Genomic DNA, 21,161 nt, shown 5'->3' with positions numbered 1-21,161 from the left:
CTGCGATGGAAGCGTGCCATTGGGACGGGGCGGCAAAGTGAATGTCTTCGTATTGGGGCGCTACAAGCTTGATGCCAAATTCCTGAGTCACGATTGGCAGCAACGTTTTGGCGATCGTATGGCGTTCAGGTTCAAGACCGTGCATACCTCAAAGGGTGACGAGGCTGACTATGTGATTCTCCCAGGCATGGTCATGCGGGGGTTTCCAAACGTTAAAGTTGACGATCCACTGTTCTCCCTGGTTATGCCGCAGGGCGACACGTTTCCATCCAGTGAGGAACGCCGGCTGTTCTACGTCGCACTCACAAGGGCAAGGCGCAGCGTTGCGATGTTCACAGTCGCAGGGCGCCGCTCATCTTTCCTGCAAGAGTTGATCGACGAAGGTGTCGTAGCTCCCTGTGATAACAACGGACGAGCGATAACACAGCCGGCGTCCGCTGAACTCAAGCCCGATAGGGTTTCTGCCGGGGCGGCCACTGCGCAAGCTCCCGCCAAGGCCAAGGGGCCTGTCTGTCCAGGCTGTAAGGTAGGGGAGCTGATATGGCGACGAGGGCCGTACGGAGAATTCCAATCCTGCTCAACCTTTCCCAAGTGCAAATACAAGCCGCCGAAGAAACGCATGTAGGGCCGTCAGTCGTGAGCCTCCAACATGAACTCGGATATTTTGCAGGCGAGGGTATGCGCGGGCAACAAGTCATTCACCGCGCATGCCGGTGCTAATCTTTTGTTGGCGGCTAACGGCTTACCGACACTCCGTATGCACACAACGTCCAAGCTCCCAAGATTCTCGATCCGGCAGCACCGGATAGGCCGGCCCAAATAACGTTCTTCTTAGCCTGATTAATCCTCTCCCGGCCTGGTCATGCATGCGGATCGTGCAGAGGTTAAGCTAGCGCCTAGCTCTTGCCTGGTGAACAAAGGGTTCGCAGGCGAAGATGGCCGTGAGCTATCATCCGAATCCTCGTATCAGGCTCACCGGAAGTTCACCTTCCCGCTCAGACCCAAGATCGATCATTCAGTCTTCGGCAAATGAATGCCTGGTAGCCGCCAGCCTGCTTGGAGACACGGATGTTCATTCGCTTGCGCGCCACTTATCACCGGGCATTACATGCCTATATCGTCTGGAACAACGAGACTCGCCGCAAGCTGGCCGCCCTGAAGCGATACCCTTGCGCGGTCGCCGCTGCTTACAAGGCCGCAAATGCGTTCTTGGCCACGCCTACTCATGAGAATCTGTTCCAGCCGCTAACCCCCGTGCTCATTGAACCTGGGAAGATACAGCGGTATGAGCGTGAGTTATTGAACGGTCTGAGGAACGATCAAGTCAGGAACATCGCTATTACGGGGGAGTACGGGGCAGGGAAGAGCAGCGTGCTTCGCACCTTCGTCCACCGCCACCCAGAGTTTGTCTACGCGTTTGTTTCGTTGGCTACCTTCGGCAAGGATAACGAAATCTCCGGGGCGTCTGATCTTGTTAGCGATACCGACGTGGCCTCGGATTCTTCGCGGCCCTCCGAATCCTCCACCAAAGCAGGGCAGGAATCTAAATCCGAGGCAAACAAGGCTGAATCCGATCTCGTTGTTCGGATCGAGGAGACGATCGTCCAGCAGCTGCTGTACGCCGTCCCAGCAAAGACGCTTCCCAAGACCCGCCTTAAGAGAATCGATCAGGCTTCCGGCCTGAAGATCTGGTGGAAAACGCTCTGCTATGGCGCCCTTATTTTGGCAGCGCTGAGACTTTACGTTCCTGTGGCAGAAAAGCTGCCAAAGATCGAACCGAGTTGGCTCATGGAATGGCTGCTGTTGATCCCGAGCCCGCTAGCCGTCGGGATCGCCGCGTTAGGGTGCATACACCTGCTACACACGTGTCTGAGGCTGGGTTCGCTGTTTAGTATCGATGGGTTGACGATCAAAGGCGGCAAACTGGAGACCACTCACCATGGCTCCGTCCTGCACAAAAATATCGATGAGATCATTTACTGCTTTGAGCGCAGCAGCATCGACGTGGTGATCATTGAGGATCTCGACCGGTTCGGCATCCATGACGTGTTCACCCGATTGCGAGAAATCAATTTCATCATCAAGCAATCACCTCAGGTGGGAAGACCTGTCTATTTCGTCTATGCGCTACGCGATGAAATGTTCGTCGTTGGCGAAAAGACTAAGTTTTTTGACCTCATCGTTCCAGTGATCCCCGTGATCAATTCGGAAAACTCCCAAGAAAAGATGATAGAGCTGCTGAACCATCGAACCTTCAAATCGAAACCTTTGGGCGAACACCTCGACCGTCGACTGGTGGAGACGGTCTGCTACTACATCGATGACCTCCGGCTGGTGAAAAATATCGTCAATGAATTCGATATGTTCTCAAATATACTTGCCAGCGGCTTAAGCCTAGAGCCAGACAAGCTGTTTGCGATTGTCGCCATTCGAAATCTGCATCCCGGAGCGTACGCCGACTTGGTCAAACGCCGAGGGGCGATTTATGGCGTCATCAAGGGACTGGCTGCCTGGAAAACCCAGCAAAACAGCGCCAATGCCAAGCGACTTGATGAATTGCGGCGTGAGCGAGATGACCGGGTCTTCGAACTGGCTAACAATGTCACTGAGTTGAGGGCCTACGTGTGGTTCACGCTTCTTCGACTGACCGAAATGGACACGGCAACCCATGTCCTAATCACTGGTACCCAGTACACGCCAAAGCAGTTCGTGACCGACGAGGTGTTCGACGTATTCATGAATCACGCCGGGCCCCTCTCAATGGTTGTCTTGGATCAATACGGGCGGGCCAGAAACCAATCTAGAAATGTCTCGAAGGCTGAGCTGCTCACCGCTACATCCTATGAGCGGCGCCATGCTTTGCTTGGGCGGCGACTCAGCACAATCGCGGACGAAATCGCAGCGGTGCAGAAGCAATCGGATCAGGTCATCCGGATGTCCTTCAGTGCTGCCGTCAAAAAAGGCTACGGGGAGGTCGTAAGAAACAAACTTCCAGGCTTGAACGTCGTGAGCTATCTGATGCTGCACGGTTTCCTCGACGCCGACTACACGGACTACCTCGGTTATTTCTATCAAGGTTCGCTGACACCTGGTGACAAAGATCTGATCCTTTCGCTGAGACGTGGTGTGCTGCCTGAGGTATCCACGCCTGTCGATAGCCCGAGTACCGTGCTGGAGAAGCTTAAGAGCGACGAGCTGGACGAGGGCAGGGGGATCATCGTCGACTTGATCGCCTGTCTCAGCGCCCGACCAACCTCGTTCGCAACTAACTCAGCAGATGCCCAGCTAAGCCACATACTTAAGAGCGGCCTCAACGAACACCCCGAACGAATGGCCGTCGCTGTACGCGATCTTATGAACCGAACAGAAGCGGCTGAATTTATCCGCGCTGTGTACCGCCTAGAACCCAAACTGTTTCAGAGCCTTTTCGACGCCAGGGACACGGGGGACGCTGGCGGCGTGTTTGAAGGAAGCGAGGCTCGTCAGTCCCTCGTCAAAGTAATCGCCGACAACCTGTCAGAATCCGACTTTAAGACCCTTGCCGATGGCGCTTCAACAGATCTAGTTCCTACGATCGACTGGCTGGAAGATGCATCACGGCTGATGCCAGGATTAGAGAGCAATGTAGGAGCTTGGGCGTGGCTCAGGGCTTACCCAGTCCAGTTTGCCTCACTGGGCCATATGATGAGTCTCGCAGACCTCGAAAGGCTGATCGACTGGCGCTGCATCAAGATCAACATGCCAATGCTATCGCTGATATGCGCGAAGTCGGAAGCTGGACAGCATTCCACAGACGCCAAATCCGAACCTGCAGATGTGGGCATCGTGTCTCTGCGTAGACTGCAGGCTTTGGGCATCAATGGGCTCGGTGATTATCTGCTATCACACGCCGATGAGCTCAGTAGCGCATTGCTAGGTCAGTCTGCTGTCCTGGATGAATCAAGCGATTCCTTGGCCAGTTTACTAGCAGAACTGGACACAGATGACGACCTGACAAATCGACTCTTCGATCACACAACCTGTGACTTGCACACACTCAATGACGCCCCGAGACATCTTTGGGCAAAGGCACTAGAAAGTGATCGCCTGGTGGCCAAAGCCGACGCTGTGTGGATCTTTTTTGAGAAACTCATTGCGCCAGACGGCCACGTTTCGGGCGAAGAAGTCGGATCGGAACCCAAAACGGTGTTCACCGCCTTCATCGCTCGGAATGCATCGGCTCTCAAGGGAACGCTGTGGCAGTCAACGAGCGCAGACTGGGCGCTGCAACAGTATCTTCTGAGCTCACCCAGCATCAGTAATGACGTGCTCAAGGTATTGCTCGATGGAGTCGTGCTCCAAGATCTATCAATGATCAAAGCGGTCTTACCTGCGGGGCGCTGGCTCATGCTGGTGGCCTCATCATTCCTTCCATACAGCTCGGAGGTCAGGGACATCGTATTGAGTACTTGCCCACACCTCGAAGGCCAGTACTTGGTTGAACGGTGGGATCTAGCAAAAGCCGAGATCGATATCGGCTCGCTCCAATTCGACTCGATGCTCACGCTGAGCAGAAGCAAAGCGTTGCCACTCACACTGAAAATTCAGATGTGGTCAGGGCTTAGCCTGGAGACGATTGAAAGCAAACCCGAAGCGGTTCCTGAGCTCGGCCGTGTATCTGCGCTAGCCAACCAAGCTGGCGAAAGGTTTGCTGATTCGCTGACGCCTGTGCTGCGACATCTGGTTCGCAACGCAAGCCTTATCCCGGAGCATCGCTCTGAAATGCTGACACAATGTCTTCGAGGGATGAAGTGGCCAGACGTTTCAGCAGTTCTGGCGTTGCTCGACGATGAGGACTTCAAAACCGTTAGCTCGAAGGTAAAGAAGATCAAGGTAAGAAACACTGAGTCAAACCAGAGGTTGGTGGGCGCGATGAAATCTGAGGGGTACCTGGCAACGGTGACACCAGAGGACGACGTCATCATCGCAACTACCAAGCCTTCATCCATGACATCTGAGAACGGATGGCTCTAGCCTGACCGTTGAAGGTAGCAGCTTAGCGACCACCATACAGCGTCGCCTGGGTTCACGATTTCTAAGCCGCTCGTCCAGGCGTTCATTGAAATATCTGGAGAGTGAGCGAGGATCGTTTGCGAGGCTTATGCCTTTAGACCCTGAGTTCCAGCTACGGTCGTGTGGGGCTAACGAAGCAGAAGCTCACAAGCGATCGGCGACAGAAATCTAACGCCTTCGTCTTAAGGCCGGCCATTTCTATCAGCTGCCATCGATTACCAGCTGTACAAAGCTGGTCATTTGCGTGGGCTAGTGCATTGACCAGCACAAGGGTACGTCTTGACCGGCAGAAATCGACCCATTGCAGCCCTTCGGCATCGAAGATATCGGCCGTGAGCTGCTATCAGGTTGCAGGCAGATGTCGAGCCCTTTCAACCATCCAGGGTGCTAGCGAACCAGATGATGCAATCGAGCTCGGCCAGATTTGCTGCTGGGTAGCCATCTGCCCGCTTCAGAGCCGCACGGAGAAGACGAGCACAATCGACGTAGCGCTCTCCATTGCTGAGACCTCTTGGGAACGTAATGTCCAGACCTTCAAACCAGCCTCGTATTGGGCGATTTAATACGTAGTAGTGTTTCGGGAAAAACTGACAGAGCATCTCGGAGAACAACGCGCCTCTAGTTGTCAATCCAATTGACGTGAGGCGATTTATCTCCTGAATCACTACTCGGTCACGACCTGCGAACGGGGCGTCGAGCACCCGAATAAGGCTTTTTGAAAATTCGCGAAAGTCGCTATTACGACCCGTACGCTCCCACCCTTTGCCTTGAAAGCGACTTCCCTGTTCCCCCATGTACCACAATGCACAGAGGTTGTTGTAGAAATCATCAATTCGAGTCTGGTTCCAGATCCTGGCCTTGCTTGTACTACGAATCAGCGACACCAAATTGGTCTTATTCCTTCTAAAAGCTTTCATCTGGTCGCGCCGCCGAGTGAGGTACGGCTTATAACCTTTGAGCTTGCGTATCGCCGGCAGTGGCAGGTGATATGCCTCTTGGGTTTCTTTGGGGTCATCCGCTTTCGAGCCACCCGCGTTCGCAGGTTGGCGAGCCTCCTGATACCTATCAAGCCAAGTTTCATTCAGGGTCACGCTCACTTCGAAAACTCTTTCGATCCACTCAGACGCCAGTTGAAACTGCTCGTCAGATATGCAGGCGAAACCGTTGGCCTCGAAGTTCGTGGAGAATGCTGCCTTGGTCAAGTTGGAGGATCCAAGCAGCGCGTAGCACTTTCCATCGTGCTCACGCCAGAACATGGCCTTCGGATGAAAGCCATTGATCGACTCCGCTACCATGAACTCTTGATGGCGGTCGGCTGGGAGCCATTCCATGACGGCCCGACAGGCGCTCTTGCGGGTGATGCCAAAATCTTTTCCGACGATGAAAAGGAAAGACTCACATTGGTCGCCAAGCGACTCTTTAATACCCCACTCGGTAAGGTAAGCACTTACGATGTATAGCTCTTTCGAGCGGCTCAGTGCGCGGTGGTAAATTCCATCGAGGCTGAGATTCTCGGATTTTTTCGGAAGCAGAATCAGTTCCATATGACGCCTTATCAAGTGTGGTACGAAATTTAGGTACGCCCTTGCCGCGTCCATAGATTGTCCGCTCTTGGCCGTTGGCAGCCTTGGATCGGTGCTCCAAGAGGATGATAGCCTTTTGCCGTAAAATGATGCACCGTTGCCACCTTTGACCATTATTTCCAAGGACTACCGAAGTGAGCAGTACGCGATTCGTAGGGAATGCTAAAGAGCTGAAAAGCGCCCTGAACGACAAGGCAGACAGCATCGTAATCACCGATCGCAAGCTTGCTTTGGCGGTACGTGTGATCAAGTCCGTGACGTACACGAAGCTTGCATTGATAGCAGGCGGAGCAGGGGTAGCCGCGGCCAGCTTCTGGAACCCGGTGGGGGCTATTTCTGGTGGTGTTGCCGGAGCAAGCGGTCTGGTGGCCTTCGGAGCTGCTGCGGGTGCGGTAGGTGCTACCGGTATCAGTGGCGGCGCAGCTGCGGTTGCCGTTGCTGCGCTTGCCACCGTCGGCGTGCTTGGATTGGCGGCAATGGTCATGCATAAGGACTACGCGCTTTCGATCGATGGCGGCGCCAATGGCAAAGTCACTACCACTGACGACAAGCCCGATGTGAATGGAAAGTTCTCATTCAAGATGACCCTGAAACGCAACGGCAGCAACTGAGGGGCAAGAGGGAGGCTGCCTTGTGAGGCGCCCGCTTCCGACCCGAAGCGGTCAGTCGTGATCGGCTGATATCGACCCAACGCTATCCTTGGTGGGGGGCACTCGGCTATCAGCTGACAACCGTATAAAACTGAGGAGGATGGCTGTTTACGAAACGTAGGAAGGGTTAACCGCTAGCGAGCCAGGGCGACCAACAAACTGTCTCAGAAGTAAGTGCGGCATTAAAAAACCACGTTCATTGTTAAGCTTAACTCTTCAGAGGCGCTAGCAACCTCTCTATAGTTTGCCTGAATTCCAATATTTTTTATTGGTAAATTTAACTTTGCGGCCACGCTCAGGCTTTTGTTGGCTTCACGTGTCAGGTTGATACAAATATTTTGATCCTTTATTTGGTTGCTTTGATGCCCGCGCTGCTCGACAAGCCCACGTAGCACAGAGTCATTCCAAAGCAGGTTTTTACGAAGGTACTGCTCTGCCCCTACAATGTCAGGTTGTCCGCCGGAATAGCTACTGCTAATTGAAAATACGTTTTTTAGAACTTTTGAAATTGAGCTTTCAAAAGATACTTCGGCTGTCGCTAGAGTAGTGCGGCCTTCTAGATTGAGAGTGGAGGTGGCCCCTTCTTTTGTAATGTCCACTTGCTTGATCTGCACCTTTGACGCGCCTAGAATCTGGCAAAGCCTAGTAAAGTGACGCATTTTTTCCATTGAAAATACTTCTTTAGCCTCCGATAGTTCAGCATATACGTCTCTATCGTAAGGGCTTTGGATAAGTATATTGCCATGCCTTACCTGATCAGAATCAAGGATGTTAGTTAAGGCAGGGCATTCTTCTTTTGAAGATAGCGCGGAGGTCGGCAAAACAAACGCTTCCTCACTATATAGAAAACTCCGCTCATCTGGTGGCAGGTCGTAGCGACAGTGCTCGATATCTGACTCGTTAAGGACTAAGATCGCTCTGCGCTTGGAGTGATTTTCTGGAAACAATGACATTCAGATTTTTACTCTCGTTTACTAGTGGCGACTACGAATGAATCTAACTATCCAGCTGATTATTTCTTGGATCCATCTCGTGGTTCCTGCCAAAGAATCGCGTTGAGATCTTTTTTTTTGATGAATTCGCAGAATCTGGAGAAGCTCATCTAGTCTTGGTGCATCGACTGTCCGGTTTACTCGAGATAGAAACGTTTTCATTTGAACATCAACATCAAAATCGTCATGATTATTTTGACTATCAATCAAACACACTATCGGTGCGGCTCTTCCGAGCGAATCACTTTCGGATGTTATTATCTGCGCTACGAAATAATTTTTAAGATGGAATATTTTCCATCCATCTCCAGAGGCTGCTAGTTTCCCGTCTGCAGTCACATGGGATATCTTCGACAAGGTTTTCTGCCTCTGTTCTGAGACCGAAATTATCTCGCTGTTTTCGTTGAGCATAGTGTCGCTAGACCTATTGTCGAGCGCCTGTGCGTAAAACGCTAGAGCTTTCATATAGACCCCATTACCTGGATTAAATGCTGAACTGTCGACTTCATTCTGGAGTCGACATCAAATGATCCGAGGATTACTTTTGGTCGTGTATTTAGCTTAGAAAGCCCGGTCTCAAGCTGCACCCTTATGAAGTTATCTCTAAAGTCTCCCTTGACGGCAGAACTGGCAGTAAGATAGCCATCAATTTTATCCATGTGAGTGACTATCACTATAAGAATCGGTGCCTTCTTGCCGCTATCCTTCAGCGCTTTCTGCCACACTTCAGCAAGCCCTAGGTCTCGCTGGACGCGACTAACATCAATAGAAGAGGCTTTGATTAGGTACAGGGCGTAGTCAGCTGTGTTGTATAGCCTATGCCAATCCTCTTTAGCATCTGCGCCACCAGGGACGTCAAGCGTTGCTTTGAGTTCGAATTTTAAATCTTGCAAAGAAAGTCGATTGGACGCAACTCTCTCAGTCGAAACTGTTTGGGCATTCACTGTATTGAGGGTGCCAGTGCTCAGAAAATGTAGCAAAGTGCTTTTTCCTGCACCCCTAGCTCCAAGCACGGCGATTCGCTTCCCCGCAATCTTGATTACGATCTTGTCCCAAGCGTCAGTTATAATTGTGAAAGGCGAGAGAATTGCTTCAATGACGTCGTCGAACATGCTCATGAGAGATTCCAATCCGTGGTGCTTAAGCAGTTTTCGGCTACCTAGCCAGATACTTTAATTGTTGGTGCAGTCTGTCTGTAGATTTGACCCGCCGCTGTTGCTGTCAGTTGGGGCTGAAGGCAGAGGGGCGCCAAAAACTAAAGAAGCAAACATACAAGTAGGCCCGATGATACCATTCTTAGTGGATGCATTCTGCTCTTGTCAACGCAGTAAAGCACGGTCGAGTCAAAGCACTCTGTGAGGACGGTTGCGCGCTCACGTTGAAAACGTCATAACGAGCGCCCCGAATCCTGGGCAAACTGTGAACCCACAGCCTTGGGATGAATGTCCGCAATGGGGCGTTAGCAGCCATTCGCGACTGACCGTTAATGACCATTGCGAAAGTGCTGCTCTTGCTCATTTTCGAGGCTGGCAAGAACGCTGTGGGAGCGGGTTTACCCGCGAAGCAGGAACGGAAAAACGGCTGCAAATTACGTACGAACACTCGGGTTTTGATGCAAGGCCTGTAACGCTCGGGCCTTATCTACGGATTCATATACCTCGCGGTCACGGAGGTATGCAATGCCATAAATCGCATCGTTTTCTTCGGCTGAAAATGTTCGGCTAGGGCTAAAACCCAAGGCTTCATAAACGTGGAAGCGCGGAGCGTCAAAAGTAGTCAGATCTAGTAAGTAGTCGGGATGCGCTGCCCCTGATCCTGCAACATCAGCCGCCCACGTTTGTAGCTCCAGCGTACTGATCGCGTTGCTCAGATAGCATTTCACTACGTAGGCAATGGTCGTAGGGTTTTCCCGCGTAAGCCCAGTCATGATCATCCTCTCCTGTGCGCTTCATGCCCATTCATTATCAGGATGGATAGGGGAGGGCTGAAGTTCATTCGGCCGTACCACGTCGACAACAGCTCGCGGATTACGCTCGACATCCCGTTGCTTGAAGCACTACTCAGGCTACCTGTTGGGGAACTTAAGGAACGTATCGACGAGGCGGTCGTTTCCTTCCTCAGAGCCAATACCGATGCGCCATCCATAGATGAACGATCCGAACTGATCCTGATGCGGGTCGCCATAGACACACTGCTTGACGTTCCGCATGACAAAGCTGCCTTCCGCAGGGCCATCAACGAACACTTCGACGAGCTACCGAACCAGCCCATCTGGCATAAAGGGAGCCAGGACGAACAGTGGTGGTGCAAGCACTGGGACAAGCACGTAAATCGCCCGCTCGACGCCTGGGTTCACGATTTCTGTGCCGCTCGTAACGCCGCAGCTCATGGCCCCGCAAATGGTGAGAAGGGAAGCATCTGGCCTCGCCATAACCATCTCATTTTCTCCGCCTGGTTGCTGCCGCTGATCGTCAAAAAGCTACTTTCCCAAGTCGGGCTTTACGCGTTCACCGCCGAAGATAAGGTCGCCAGGGCGGGCTTTGAGGTCTTTCTGGCGCACGATCTGCTGGCCTTCACCGACAAGGATGAGAACAAGGTTTGGTGGCAAACAGCCGAGTCTGAGCTTTATCTGCCTCTGTTTGCTGAGCAATTGCAGCGAGCATGCGAATGACAAAACCATGGTGTTGTGGGCTTGAGTCAATGCGTGCTGATACGCAGTGGGATAAGGGGAGGGAATCCGGGAGAGAAGTGAAGATCTAGCTTGAAACCGCCCTCGACCCGGTGTGTAAACCAATTTTTTGATGTGTAAATCACCCCGCTTTACACGTCAAAAAACTGGTTTACACATTTCCTGAAACGCCAGCCTCAGGCCACCGTAACCACATGCCGGGATCGTAGTAATAGGCACGCCTGAAACTGACACCAGGCTCGCCTATAAGGGGGAGACAGTGAGCGGATGGCGATGGTGTAGTCTAGGATCAGACCGCAGAAGGAGCGTACTCATGAGCACTTTGCCCCCCGATCAACAGGCCCGTTATTTAGAAGTGCTCGACGCAGCGAAGCGTTTGTATAGCGGCGATATCGACGCAGCCATGCACTGGATGTCACGTCCGGTAAAAGCATTTGGCGGCAAAGCTCCTGCCGCTATGGTCACGACCAGGCTGGAGACGGACATGGCTATCGAGTTAATCAGGCGCTTGGATCACGGGTTTGTCGCCTGATTGTCAGCGAACAGCGCTCTAGAGGCGTGTCAGATGTCGAGCCTGATTCGGCTCAGGGCTGCCAAGCCAGCCACACCCTGATGATGTAAACCTCCATATGCCCATCGGGCGAATTGGCCGTGCGCCTCCTGAGTCGCCCTGGGTGAGGTTAGTTCCTTCTCGATCTATGCTGAGTGCGGGGCGTCTAGGCGTCTCTCAGCAACTTTTCTAACGTGACCTGCTCCCTAGTGCTCAACAGCTCCACAGGGTCGGTACTGTACGACTGCAGCGAGTCGAAAACGTAAGCACGTCCCTCGGGGCTTTAGCAGCTGTCGCAGTAATCGAGGGTGTCGCAATCGTTGTAGAACGTGAACACCCAGCCGTCGGCCTCGACAGTCATCAAGCCACAGCAGATCTCAGCCCACGACTGCTGGCCAATGCGGCGCATGGTGCGAACCCCTTGGGCAATGTCTCGCAGGATTTGATAGGCCTCGCGGGCTGTTAGTGTTTTTGCTGCCAAACGAAAAGCTCCTGTGCGTATTGATGCTTTCGGCCTGTTCGCGACCGGCCTGGGCCGACAGCATCGTAAATGAACCTTGACGTCTTGCGCGGGCTACGCCGCCATCAATTTGTGCCGCACTGATACTCGCAGCGGCTATACGCCCACGCGAGTATGCCGAATTATCACGATCCGGCAGCAACCGGATGAATCGTCTAGCATCAATGGCTTTTTCATGGCATATAGCTAGCGCATCCAGGGAGGGATAGCATCGGTCAGGTTGACGCTCAGCGACCCTCTCCCTGCCACTGAATCAGGTGAGGATAGCGCTGTGTACCTTTCGGCTTTGAAAATCGAAAACTTCCGCCAGTTCGGCCAAGGCGGTCATGCGTTGAACATCCAGTTCAACGAAGGCGTGACAGCCCTCGTAGGTGAAAACGACGCGGGCAAAACCGCAGTCATCGATGCGATTCGCTACGTTCTGCAGACACGTGATGCTGAGTATCTCAGGCTACAGATCGAGGACTTTCACATCGCCAACGATGGCACCCAGGCGGAAGCCATCACCCTCAGGTGTACGCTGGAAGGACTGAGCCCCGCGGAACTCGGCGCTTTCGCTGAGTATGTGACCTACAAGGGTGGCGTTGGGAGGCTATACGTTCACTGGTCGGCTCGCCGCATCGTTGCCTCCGCCTCCACCCGTAAATGGGTCGACATCTCGGTTCGCTCGGGTGAAAACGGAGAAGGCCCGTCGTTGGACGTGGGTGTACGGCAACTACTGGCCACCGCGTACCTGAAACCGCTACGCGACGCAGAACGAGAGATGTCGCCGGGTAGAAACTCCCGCCTGTCTCAGGTACTCAGTAGTTTCCCGAACATTGACGCCGGCAGCGCCTTTGATCCTGCAGCGCTTCCAGCTGACCTTGCTGACGCTGAGGCCCTCAGCATTGCAGGCATGGGCGACTATCTTCGCCACCTGGTGAACAGCCACGGCGCCATCGTCTCCGCGCAGAAAGAAATCAACGACACCTACCTGCGTCCGCTCTCCCTTGCTGGTCAGCCACTGACAAGTCGCATTGGTTTCGGGGAGGCGGGAACGGATCCCGCCAAACTCAAACAGATCCTAGAGCGTTTGGAGCTGGGGCTGTTGGATCACGCCACAGGTGAAGCCCGCGGCGTTTATGGGCTGGGCTCGAACAACGTGCTGTTCATGGCCTGTGAGCTACTGTTGCTCGGCAAAGAGCCCGACGGACTTCCGTTGCTCCTCATCGAAGAGCCAGAAGCGCACCTACATCCTCAGCGCCAACTCCAATTGATGGAGTTTCTTGAGGCTGCGGCTCAGCCAGCTACAGGTTTGAGGCCGGTTCAAGTCATATTGACCACGCACAGCCCCAACCTAAGCTCCAAAATTCCGTTGCAGAACTTGGTTCTGATGCAGCGGCAGCAAGCGTTCTCCCTTGCGGAAGAACAAACCTGCCTTGCTCCTGACGACTATCGCTTCCTCAGCCGCTTCCTGGACGTTACCAAAGCGGGCCTGTTCTTCGCGAAGGGGCTACTGGTCGTAGAAGGTGATGCCGAGGCCATTCTGCTGCCGTCACTCGCTCGGCGACTTGGCAAAGATCTCACCAAGCATGGTGTATCGATTATCAACGTGGGCGGCGTCGGCCTGCGCCGGTATTCGAAAATCCTGCAGCGGAAAGACACTTCTAAGGGGGAGATATCGGTGCCTACCGCCTGCATTACAGACATGGACGTGATGCCGGACTGTGCACCCGAGATTTTGAGCCTGAAGGGAGTAAAAGGGGCTGTATGGCCAGACAAATCCGATCGACGCTGGCGCGCGATGAAAGACTTCGGTGCCACTGCGCCTGACCTTGAAAAAGGCCTCAAGGAGCACCGCGACAAGCGAGCAGAAAGTGACGGGCAATGCGTGCGCACATACGTTGCAGATCACTGGACGCTTGAGTACGACCTAGCGTTCAAGGGTCTTTCGCAGGAAGTCCACCATGCCGCATACCTTGCCATCAATGAGGAAAAGATCGACGAAGGCAAGGAGACCAAGATCACGCTGCTGAAGAAGGCGCGGACAGCTTTCGACAAGATCCAGACCACCTATACCACCGAGGATGCTCGGTGTTCCGCGATCTACAAACTGTTCAAAAGAGCTTCTAAAGCGATCGCAGCCCAGCACCTGATCGATTTGATCGACCAGCGGTTTGAAAACAAAACCCTGGACGCCACGACGCTGCGTGGGCTGCTGCCCACTTATGTTGTCCACGCGATCGAGTACGCAACCGGAGGTGCCGCACTGACCACAACCTCTAGCCCAGCTCACAACCTCGTGGTGCCGGCAGCACCGGCAGGCTCAGCTGAATACCAGCCTGCACCAGCTGGATGTAGCAAGCATTGCACCATCTCACGATCATGCCGGCGCGAGGCACATTGTTAGCTTTGCCCGGCCGAAGCTTAAGAAACGGCCGCCACAATATGCTTGATCGGGAATATATCCTCGTGCTGATCCACTGCGCTGGAGGATTCAAGCAGAATAGATAGAACGATTTAGCATCTGACGCATCTAGATCTGCCGGGCTCTTACCAGCTACCAGGATCGACCAAAGAGTAAGCTTTTCAAACGCGCGAAGATTCAGATAGTTCGGCTCCCCCCGAACAAACAAACAAAACAGTGACGCTCCAGCCGAGCAAATCTCCTTACTGCTAGCTGGATTAAAGGAGGTTAAAAAGTGAGTTATTACTTTTTCAGGCAATTGCGCCGTGACTCCTTCTTTTACAAGGTATAAAGGGACTGCAGTAGCAGAGGTGTCATGGTTAATGTTATTAGACTCTTGGTAGAGCCGTTCAATAGTAGAAAAAGCCTCCTGTTTATTAGCGACTTTATTTCTGTATTTTTTGCTTCTATCAAAACTACTCAGGAGTTGACCTTCCGGCTTACGACACCGTGCGCAACCCTCATTAAAAGCTCTTAAGAGTTTCGTGGGAAGCAAACCATTTACGTCAATTTTTGGAAGATAAGCTGTCGGGTAATTTTTTGCTCGCCGATGAAACAATGGTTGCATTTCATCAGGTGTAGGGTAGGGCAGCAGTTGGGAAATCTGTCTCCAGCGCAAAAAATATTCCATATAATGTTCAGGGACTCTTCCGGAAATAGATCCGTTACCTGTGTTGACTTTGAATCTTCCATTGGTTTTGTCCGAAAAATCAAAGCAATCGAAAGTTAAATAGTTAAGGCAATCCCTCAAGGGTATTTTAAGATAAAACGAGGTGGCGAACATAAACAAGCCGAGCTCTAGTCCTTTCTTTCCGTTCGTGATTTCTTTTAACGCATCAAGGTATTCGCAGCACAACGGCTCTGCATCAGTGCAACTGCATGTATTCACATGAGGAGTTTCGGGTCTACTAGCAGGACAAATGACAAGACCGATGGCTTCAGAGTTAAAACTAAAAAATCGGTTAATAACCCACCTGACCCCATGCTCGCATAAGGGAGAGTGAAATGGACGCCATTCTGGGTTGGCTTTTAGAAGGCCAAATTCTTTTACGAATCTATCGTTGCTCTTTGATATCCATGACTCAGGAGGGGTATTGCAGAAGCTCAAAAAATCTTGCACATCGCTATTATTTAGTTCCGCCAGGGGCTTCGTTTTAACAATGAAGCTCCAAAGCAAAAACTTTTCTAAAACTGATTGATCCCAGCGCGCCTGAGCGGGCTGAGCCCTGGTGGCCAGCGCATAATCAGTCATCAACGCATAGCTTTCCTGAGCACGTAAAGCCGACGGAAGACTTTGGAGGTAAATACGCACCAGCTCTTTTTCTGCACAAGACCGTTCGCTGGAGCCCTCGGCATGCGAGTCAGGCTGCGTCAGCAGTCCATGAAACATCAGAACCATATATGCATCCAAATGTAGGCCGGCCATTGCGAACGGCTAACAGCCTTGAGCCTTAGAGATCTCAGCATCTGAATCTATACAGCAGGTGCTATGAAAGCAAACATCTGGGCGGCGTCAGCCGTGCAGACGAATTTTTGTCCGATTAACTTTCGTCAATCGCCCAGAGTACAGGAGCAGCTTTAATATTTGCGCGAGAATAAGTTCATTGAGAACAAGGATTTGCGCTGGGGCCAGTATGGCTGAGTTCCATTTTCCAATTTACTTTCGTCACGCGGCACACCAAGGAGAGATTTGGTCGCAGGCGGTGGGCACCAAAAATCAGGGGCTACAGAGCGGTTTTTTCCAATTTAGTACTGACAGAAAAGGCGTAGCCGGGTTGAGATAGTACGTCAGTTGTGCAACCTAACTGGTTGGCGTGGAATGCTTTCCGATTAAGTCGTCCACGTTTCCGATAAATCAGTGGGGGTCACAGCAGAAGCGGTTTTGTCGAATCAGTGCCTTAGGTAACTCATAACACTCTATGACATGATCCTTTATTTAACATAATATACATTATGCGAACAAATGAACTATCCTTCAGGGCCTCTGTTCGGCGCATTTCACGAAGCGACTTAGACCACAGCGCGCCAGATTTAAAAAGCAGCCATCTCGCTGACCTGCCTCCGTTTGACCCTTGGGCCACCGGGCATTTACGGCAAGTCGGCACACTGTTCACCCACGCTGTGGTGAAATCGATAACGTTGGCCGTCATAACGCATTACTGGAAAACAAGAGCCCGGGCCGCCGACCTCGACATCAGGCCAACCATTACTGCCTTTGCTAGCGAGAAACTCCGCGACGCCGCTTTCTTTGAGCATGAGCTTCCAGTGACCGTCAGGCTGCTGGCTGACTAGATAAAATCCAGTACCCGCTTGCCCATAACAGTCAGTGCTGCCTTCGGTAATCAACGCATCCGGCCGACCGTCACCGTTCAGGTCCTCAATCAACTCCATGGTTGCCGGCGTGTAGTTACCTGTTGTCTCGATTTCGCACTCCGACGTCTCTTGGTTAAATCCTGCAGCGCGGAAAGCTTTTATCTGCTCGCTACGCGGCAGTTCATCCGCCAGCGCCGGGGCACTGATCACGAAACATGCCACCCATAGACCTGACGTAAGCCTTCCCCGCATATAGACCGTCCCTTTATGATGCTCAAATGTGAAGTATCGTGCATGTACCCACACTAGCGTGAAAGATGAGCTGGCTCTGCCCTCACAATATAACCAATGTATATAACTAAACTAAATGACTATTTAGTTGAGTTATAACTAGATAGATCGATTCACAACCTGAACCGATCCACCGACTGCGAAAGCTTCCCCGCCAGACTCGACAATTCATCCGTCGTCGACGCCGTGTCTCCAATCACGCGGCTGTTGTTTTGCGACATACCAGCAATCATCTCCACCTGGTGAGCAATTTCATTGCTGGCCAGGCTTTGCTCGCTGATGGTGCGGGAAATATCGTTGACCAATTCGGTGGTGCTGAGTGTGGCCTGAAGGATCTCGCGAATGGCGCGTTCCACTTCGGCGGTAACGGCCATGCCCTTGTCCACTTGAGCAACGCCCTCCTCCATGCTGGTCACCGCTTCCCGGGTGTTCTGCTGGATGCGCCCGACCATGCTGGCGATCTCCTGCGTGGATGCGCTGGTGCGTCCGGCCAGGCTGCGTACTTCATCGGCGACGACTGCAAAGCCGCGGCCCTGCTCACCTGCACGGGCGGCTTCGATGGCGGCGTTCAGGGCCAGCAGGTTGGTCTGGTCGGCGATGCCTTTGATCACTTGAATAATGCTGTAGATCGCCTCGGACTCCTTGTCCAGTGTGCGGATCACTTGGGCCGATTGCTGCGCTGAACGGGCAATGCCATCCATGTCGCTGACAACCTGGTGAATGACGCGGCCGCCGTCCTTGGCCAGGGTTTCTGCCTGGTTAGCCATGTCGAGAGCGCGTTGGGCGTGGCGAGTGATTTCCTCGATGCTGGCAGTCATTTCGCTGGCGGCGGCGGCCATGGTGCTGGCGGCGGCGCTTTGCTGTTGACTGCTGCCTGCGACTTCATGGCAACCCTGGCTCAGTTGTTCGCTCATGCCATTGACGCCGTGGGCGTTGCTGCGAACCACTTCAATCATGCCGCGCAAATCCCGCTGCATGGTGGCCAGGCTGCGAATCAGCGCACTGGCTTCATCGTGATTTCTGGGCTCGATAATCGGTTCGCTCAAGTTGCCATGGGCAATGCTGTCGGCAATGCGGCTGGCGGTACGCAGTGGCCCCATGATGCTCAGGATCACCCAGCGCCCTTGTGCCAGCAGCAGTAACAGGCTGGCGATCAATACCACGGCCAGGGTCCAATTGGCGTGGCTGATGGTTTGTCGGGTACCGATACTGGTCAGTTGAGTTTTGTTTTCGATCAGTTCGCTCAAGGCCGCCATTTGATCTTCCAGCCGACTGAACGCGGCATTGAAGGTCTCCAGCTCCCCACGGGCGGCTTCGGGGTTGTCCAGGGCCAGCGCGACGATACGCTCACCGGCGCTGATATAGGTATCCAGGCTGGGCTTGATGTTTTCCAGGCTCGCCTTGATTGCATCGTCCAACGGCTGCTTGAAGTTGTCCGCCAGCACCTGGCGAAAGTGTTCGGCATGTTCCTTGAGCGAGCTGTTGACCTGGGCCGGTGTGCTGGTGCTTTTGCCTAGCCCCACCAACATGGCCGACAGCACGTCGGCACGCAGGGCGTCGTGCATCATGTCGGCTTCCATGTGATTGCGCAGCACGGTCATGCTGACGTCATTTTCCTGTACCGCATCGCCCATCCGGGTATTTCCCAAATAGCTGGCCAGGCTCATGATCAAGGCGGTGAGCAATCCGGTCCCAATCAACAGCATCAAGCGTAATTTGATCGTCATGCTGGTATCCCCGTGCCAGGACCATCGGTTGGGAATCCAACCGTTCAAGTGCTCACTGTTAGCTGTATCGGCAACAACTCCTTGTTAGTGAAGCCTAAGTTTGCGGATCTGCGCGTTTCACTTAAGCTGGCCGTCCTTTGCTCCAGCCGGACCTGCCAAATGTCTCGAAGTATCGCCCATCTCGCCCTGCTGCTGGGCTTGATCACCGCCGTCGGCCCGTTTGCCATCGACATCTACCTGCCCGCGCTGCCAACCCTGGGCGCAAGCCTTGGGGCCTCACCGGCGGCGGTGCAGATGAGCCTCACCGTGTTTTTCATGGTCATTGGTGTGTGCCAGTTGTTCTACGGGCCGATCAGCGATGTGTTCGGGCGCAAACTGCCGATTTATGCGGGTTTGGTGATCTTTGCCGTTGGCAGTATCGGCTGCGCATTGGCGCCGACCATCGAAGTATTGATTGGATTTCGTGCCATACAGGCGTTCGGTGCCTGTGCGGGGATGGTGATCCCGCGGGCGATCGTGCGCGACCTGTACACCGGCCATGAGGCAGCGCGCCTGATGGCTTTGCTGATGCTGGTGATGAGTGTTTCGCCAATCCTCGCGCCGCTGGCCGGCAGCCTGGTGATTTCGATCTGGAGTTGGCGCGAAGTATTTGCTGTGCTGGCGGTGGTCGCCGTGCTGTGCCTGGTCATGACCATCGTGCAACTACCGGAAACCCACCCGGCCGAACGCCGTTTGGGCAAGACCCTGGGCAATGCATTCGGCAGTTATGGAGCGCTGTTGCGCGACCCGGTATTCACCGGGTTATCGGTGGTGTGCGGGTTTGGCCTTGCGACCTTCTTTGTATTTATCGGCAGCGCGCCCTTCGTATACATCGAATATTTCGGCCTGACACCGACGCAGTTCAGCCTGTGTTTTGCCCTCAACGCCGCCTCGTTTTTTGCCATGAGCCAACTGACCGCACGCCTGAGCGCACGGTTTGGTCTGGCGCCGCTTATTCGTTGGTCGGTGGTCGCAGTAGCCACGGTCATGGCCCTGTTGGCAGCCACCACATTCTGGGGTGATAGCCTGTCCTTGATGATGGGCCTGCTGTTTGTCGGGTTCGGTTTTCTCGGCCTGTTGCTGCCGGCGGCAGGTGTGCTGTCGCTGGAAGATCATGGCGCGGTGGCAGGCTCTGCATCTGCCTTGCTTGGCGCGATCCAGATGGTTACCGCGGCCGTTTCGATGACCCTGGTGGGCGTGTTCGCCGACCATACTCCTGCACCGATGTTGATCGGCATTGCGCTATGTGCGCTTGCCGCGATGCTCACCACGCTGTGGACCTTGCGCCGGTTGCCGGCGCACCTGGCCTCAAGCGTCCCGCCCTCCTCCTGAGGCTTGCCCTACCCCGTCCAGCTCACAGATCAAAGCGGTCCACTGCCCTGCGCCGCTCGTTGTCGTCGCGTACGTCATAGCTGGCGGTGGTCTGGATATTGGTGTGATGCGCCAGTTTCTGGGCAATCGACAAATCATGTTCTTCGATCACCCGGGTGATGAACGAACGGCGGAAATCATGGGGCATGATTTTCACCCCTACCTGATCACCACGCTGCCGAGCAATGTAATAAATCGCATGTTTGGTAATGCGTTCGCGGGTGATGTGGCTGCCCCGGCGGATACGGTTGAACAAAAAGGTGTCGTCCTGCTCGCCTTCCTTGAGTTGTTCACGACGAAACTCAAGCCACGCCCGCAGTTTTGCAAACGCCCAGTCCGGCGCGTACTTGATCAGTTCCTTATTACCTTTGCCGATCACCCGCAGACTGCGCTGATCAAAATTGATCTGCGCGAGGTCGAGATTGACCGATTCCGACTTGCGCATCCCGGAGCCATACAACAGGCCGATCACTGCGGCATCCCGCAGGCCCTGGGGCCGAGGATCGGCGGCGCATACATCGAGCATCTCGCGGATCAGTGTACGACGCAGATTACGGCCCTGCCCCAGGCGCGTACCGGCGGCAGCCTTGACCGAGCGCATCTTCAACAGGTGATCCTGGCTGATCAAGCTCATGCGCCACGCTTCATTCATCACTCCTCGTACCGCATTCACGTACAGCGATGAGGTATTCGGCGCATAGCCGTCCTCGCGCAATGCGGCCACCAGCGCGACGACGTGTTCGGGTTGCAGTAGATGCCAGTCAATGTCTTCGAGGTTGAGGTCTTCGAAACCCAGGCGGTCGGCGGCATCCTGCAGCACGTAGCGCATGGTCAGTTGGCTGGAGGGCGCCAGGCGAGTGAGGTAGAGGGTCAGCGGGTTGCGGATAGTCTCGGTCAAGGGATCAGCCTTTGGATTAAATACATCAATCAACTCATTG

At 53.7% G+C, this 21,161-nt stretch carries 14 protein-coding genes and 1 pseudogene; 7 read left to right on the top strand and 8 right to left on the bottom strand.

The genetic code is table 11. The annotated features are described in order from the left end of the window. Nucleotides 1–37 precede the first annotated feature (37 nt). Nucleotides 38–625 (top strand): 3'-5' exonuclease, encoded by a 588-nt coding sequence (locus tag IH404_RS14885; protein WP_194438211.1) that lies wholly within the window; start codon nucleotides 38–40, stop codon nucleotides 623–625. A gap of 443 nt (nucleotides 626–1,068) precedes the next feature. Beyond that, nucleotides 1,069–5,013, top strand: a complete 3,945-nt coding sequence (locus tag IH404_RS14880) for a hypothetical protein (protein WP_194438209.1) — start codon at nucleotides 1,069–1,071, stop codon at nucleotides 5,011–5,013. A gap of 410 nt (nucleotides 5,014–5,423) precedes the next feature. Here the strand turns inward: IH404_RS14880 and IH404_RS14875 are convergent, their stop codons facing one another. Then, nucleotides 5,424–6,596: a phospholipase D family protein gene (locus tag IH404_RS14875; protein WP_131696325.1), complete on the bottom strand. Its 1,173-nt coding sequence runs from the start codon at nucleotides 6,594–6,596 to the stop codon at nucleotides 5,424–5,426. Between the two features lie 173 nt (nucleotides 6,597–6,769). Here IH404_RS14875 and IH404_RS14870 point away from each other — a divergent pair, with 173 nt between their 5' ends. Continuing rightward, nucleotides 6,770–7,246, top strand: a complete 477-nt coding sequence (locus tag IH404_RS14870) for a hypothetical protein (RefSeq protein WP_069868481.1) — start codon at nucleotides 6,770–6,772, stop codon at nucleotides 7,244–7,246. Between the two features lie 221 nt (nucleotides 7,247–7,467). Here the strand turns inward: IH404_RS14870 and IH404_RS14865 are convergent, their stop codons facing one another. The 3 genes from IH404_RS14865 to IH404_RS14855 form a co-directional block, all read right to left on the bottom strand. Continuing rightward, nucleotides 7,468–8,238: a hypothetical protein gene (locus tag IH404_RS14865; RefSeq protein ID WP_141125138.1), complete on the bottom strand. Its 771-nt coding sequence runs from the start codon at nucleotides 8,236–8,238 to the stop codon at nucleotides 7,468–7,470. Between the two features lie 500 nt (nucleotides 8,239–8,738). After that, nucleotides 8,739–9,395, bottom strand: coding sequence for a Rab family GTPase (locus IH404_RS14860; RefSeq protein ID WP_194438207.1), 657 nt, complete (start codon nucleotides 9,393–9,395; stop codon nucleotides 8,739–8,741). 470 nt (nucleotides 9,396–9,865) lie between these two features. Continuing rightward, nucleotides 9,866–10,204, bottom strand: coding sequence for a hypothetical protein (locus IH404_RS14855; RefSeq protein ID WP_147283338.1), 339 nt, complete (start codon nucleotides 10,202–10,204; stop codon nucleotides 9,866–9,868). Between the two features lie 117 nt (nucleotides 10,205–10,321). Between IH404_RS14855 and IH404_RS14850 the strand changes: the two genes are divergently transcribed. Together IH404_RS14850 and IH404_RS14845 are read left to right on the top strand one after the other, a co-directional pair. Beyond that, nucleotides 10,322–10,948 (top strand): hypothetical protein, encoded by a 627-nt coding sequence (locus IH404_RS14850; protein ID WP_232005414.1) that lies wholly within the window; start codon nucleotides 10,322–10,324, stop codon nucleotides 10,946–10,948. 331 nt (nucleotides 10,949–11,279) lie between these two features. Next, the gene (locus tag IH404_RS14845) at nucleotides 11,280–11,498 is read left to right on the top strand and encodes an antitoxin Xre/MbcA/ParS toxin-binding domain-containing protein (protein ID WP_008373002.1); all 219 of its coding nucleotides are present in this window, start codon (nucleotides 11,280–11,282) and stop codon (nucleotides 11,496–11,498) included. Nucleotides 11,499–11,682: 184 nt separating this feature from the next. Here IH404_RS14845 and IH404_RS14840 read toward each other — a convergent pair. Next, a pseudogene (locus IH404_RS14840) lies at nucleotides 11,683–11,997 on the bottom strand (hypothetical protein). A 310-nt stretch (nucleotides 11,998–12,307) separates the two neighbouring features. On the opposite strand from IH404_RS14840, the gene IH404_RS14835 reads away from it, so the two are divergent. Then, a complete protein-coding gene (locus tag IH404_RS14835; protein ID WP_242462607.1) occupies nucleotides 12,308–14,425 on the top strand; it encodes an AAA family ATPase in 2,118 nt (705 codons plus the stop codon). Nucleotides 14,426–16,570: 2,145 nt separating this feature from the next. Here the strand turns inward: IH404_RS14835 and IH404_RS14825 are convergent. After that, a complete protein-coding gene (locus tag IH404_RS14825; protein WP_005788339.1) occupies nucleotides 16,571–17,005 on the bottom strand; it encodes a hypothetical protein in 435 nt (144 codons plus the stop codon). Nucleotides 17,006–17,199: 194 nt separating this feature from the next. Then, nucleotides 17,200–18,813, bottom strand: a complete 1,614-nt coding sequence (locus IH404_RS14820; protein ID WP_194438203.1) for a methyl-accepting chemotaxis protein — start codon at nucleotides 18,811–18,813, stop codon at nucleotides 17,200–17,202. Nucleotides 18,814–18,972: 159 nt separating this feature from the next. Between IH404_RS14820 and IH404_RS14815 the strand changes: the two genes are divergently transcribed. Then, a complete protein-coding gene (locus IH404_RS14815) occupies nucleotides 18,973–20,184 on the top strand; it encodes a multidrug effflux MFS transporter (protein ID WP_194438202.1) in 1,212 nt (403 codons plus the stop codon). A gap of 22 nt (nucleotides 20,185–20,206) precedes the next feature. Here IH404_RS14815 and IH404_RS14810 read toward each other — a convergent pair whose 3' ends face one another. Then, nucleotides 20,207–21,121 (bottom strand): tyrosine-type recombinase/integrase, encoded by a 915-nt coding sequence (locus IH404_RS14810; RefSeq protein ID WP_032875314.1) that lies wholly within the window; start codon nucleotides 21,119–21,121, stop codon nucleotides 20,207–20,209. Between the last annotated feature and the right edge of the window lie 40 nt (nucleotides 21,122–21,161).

Source organism: Pseudomonas sp. OST1909 (assembly GCF_015277575.1).
Lineage (GTDB): Bacteria > Pseudomonadota > Gammaproteobacteria > Pseudomonadales > Pseudomonadaceae > Aquipseudomonas > Aquipseudomonas synxantha_A.
This window is presented reverse-complemented; position numbering and strand designations above follow the sequence as displayed.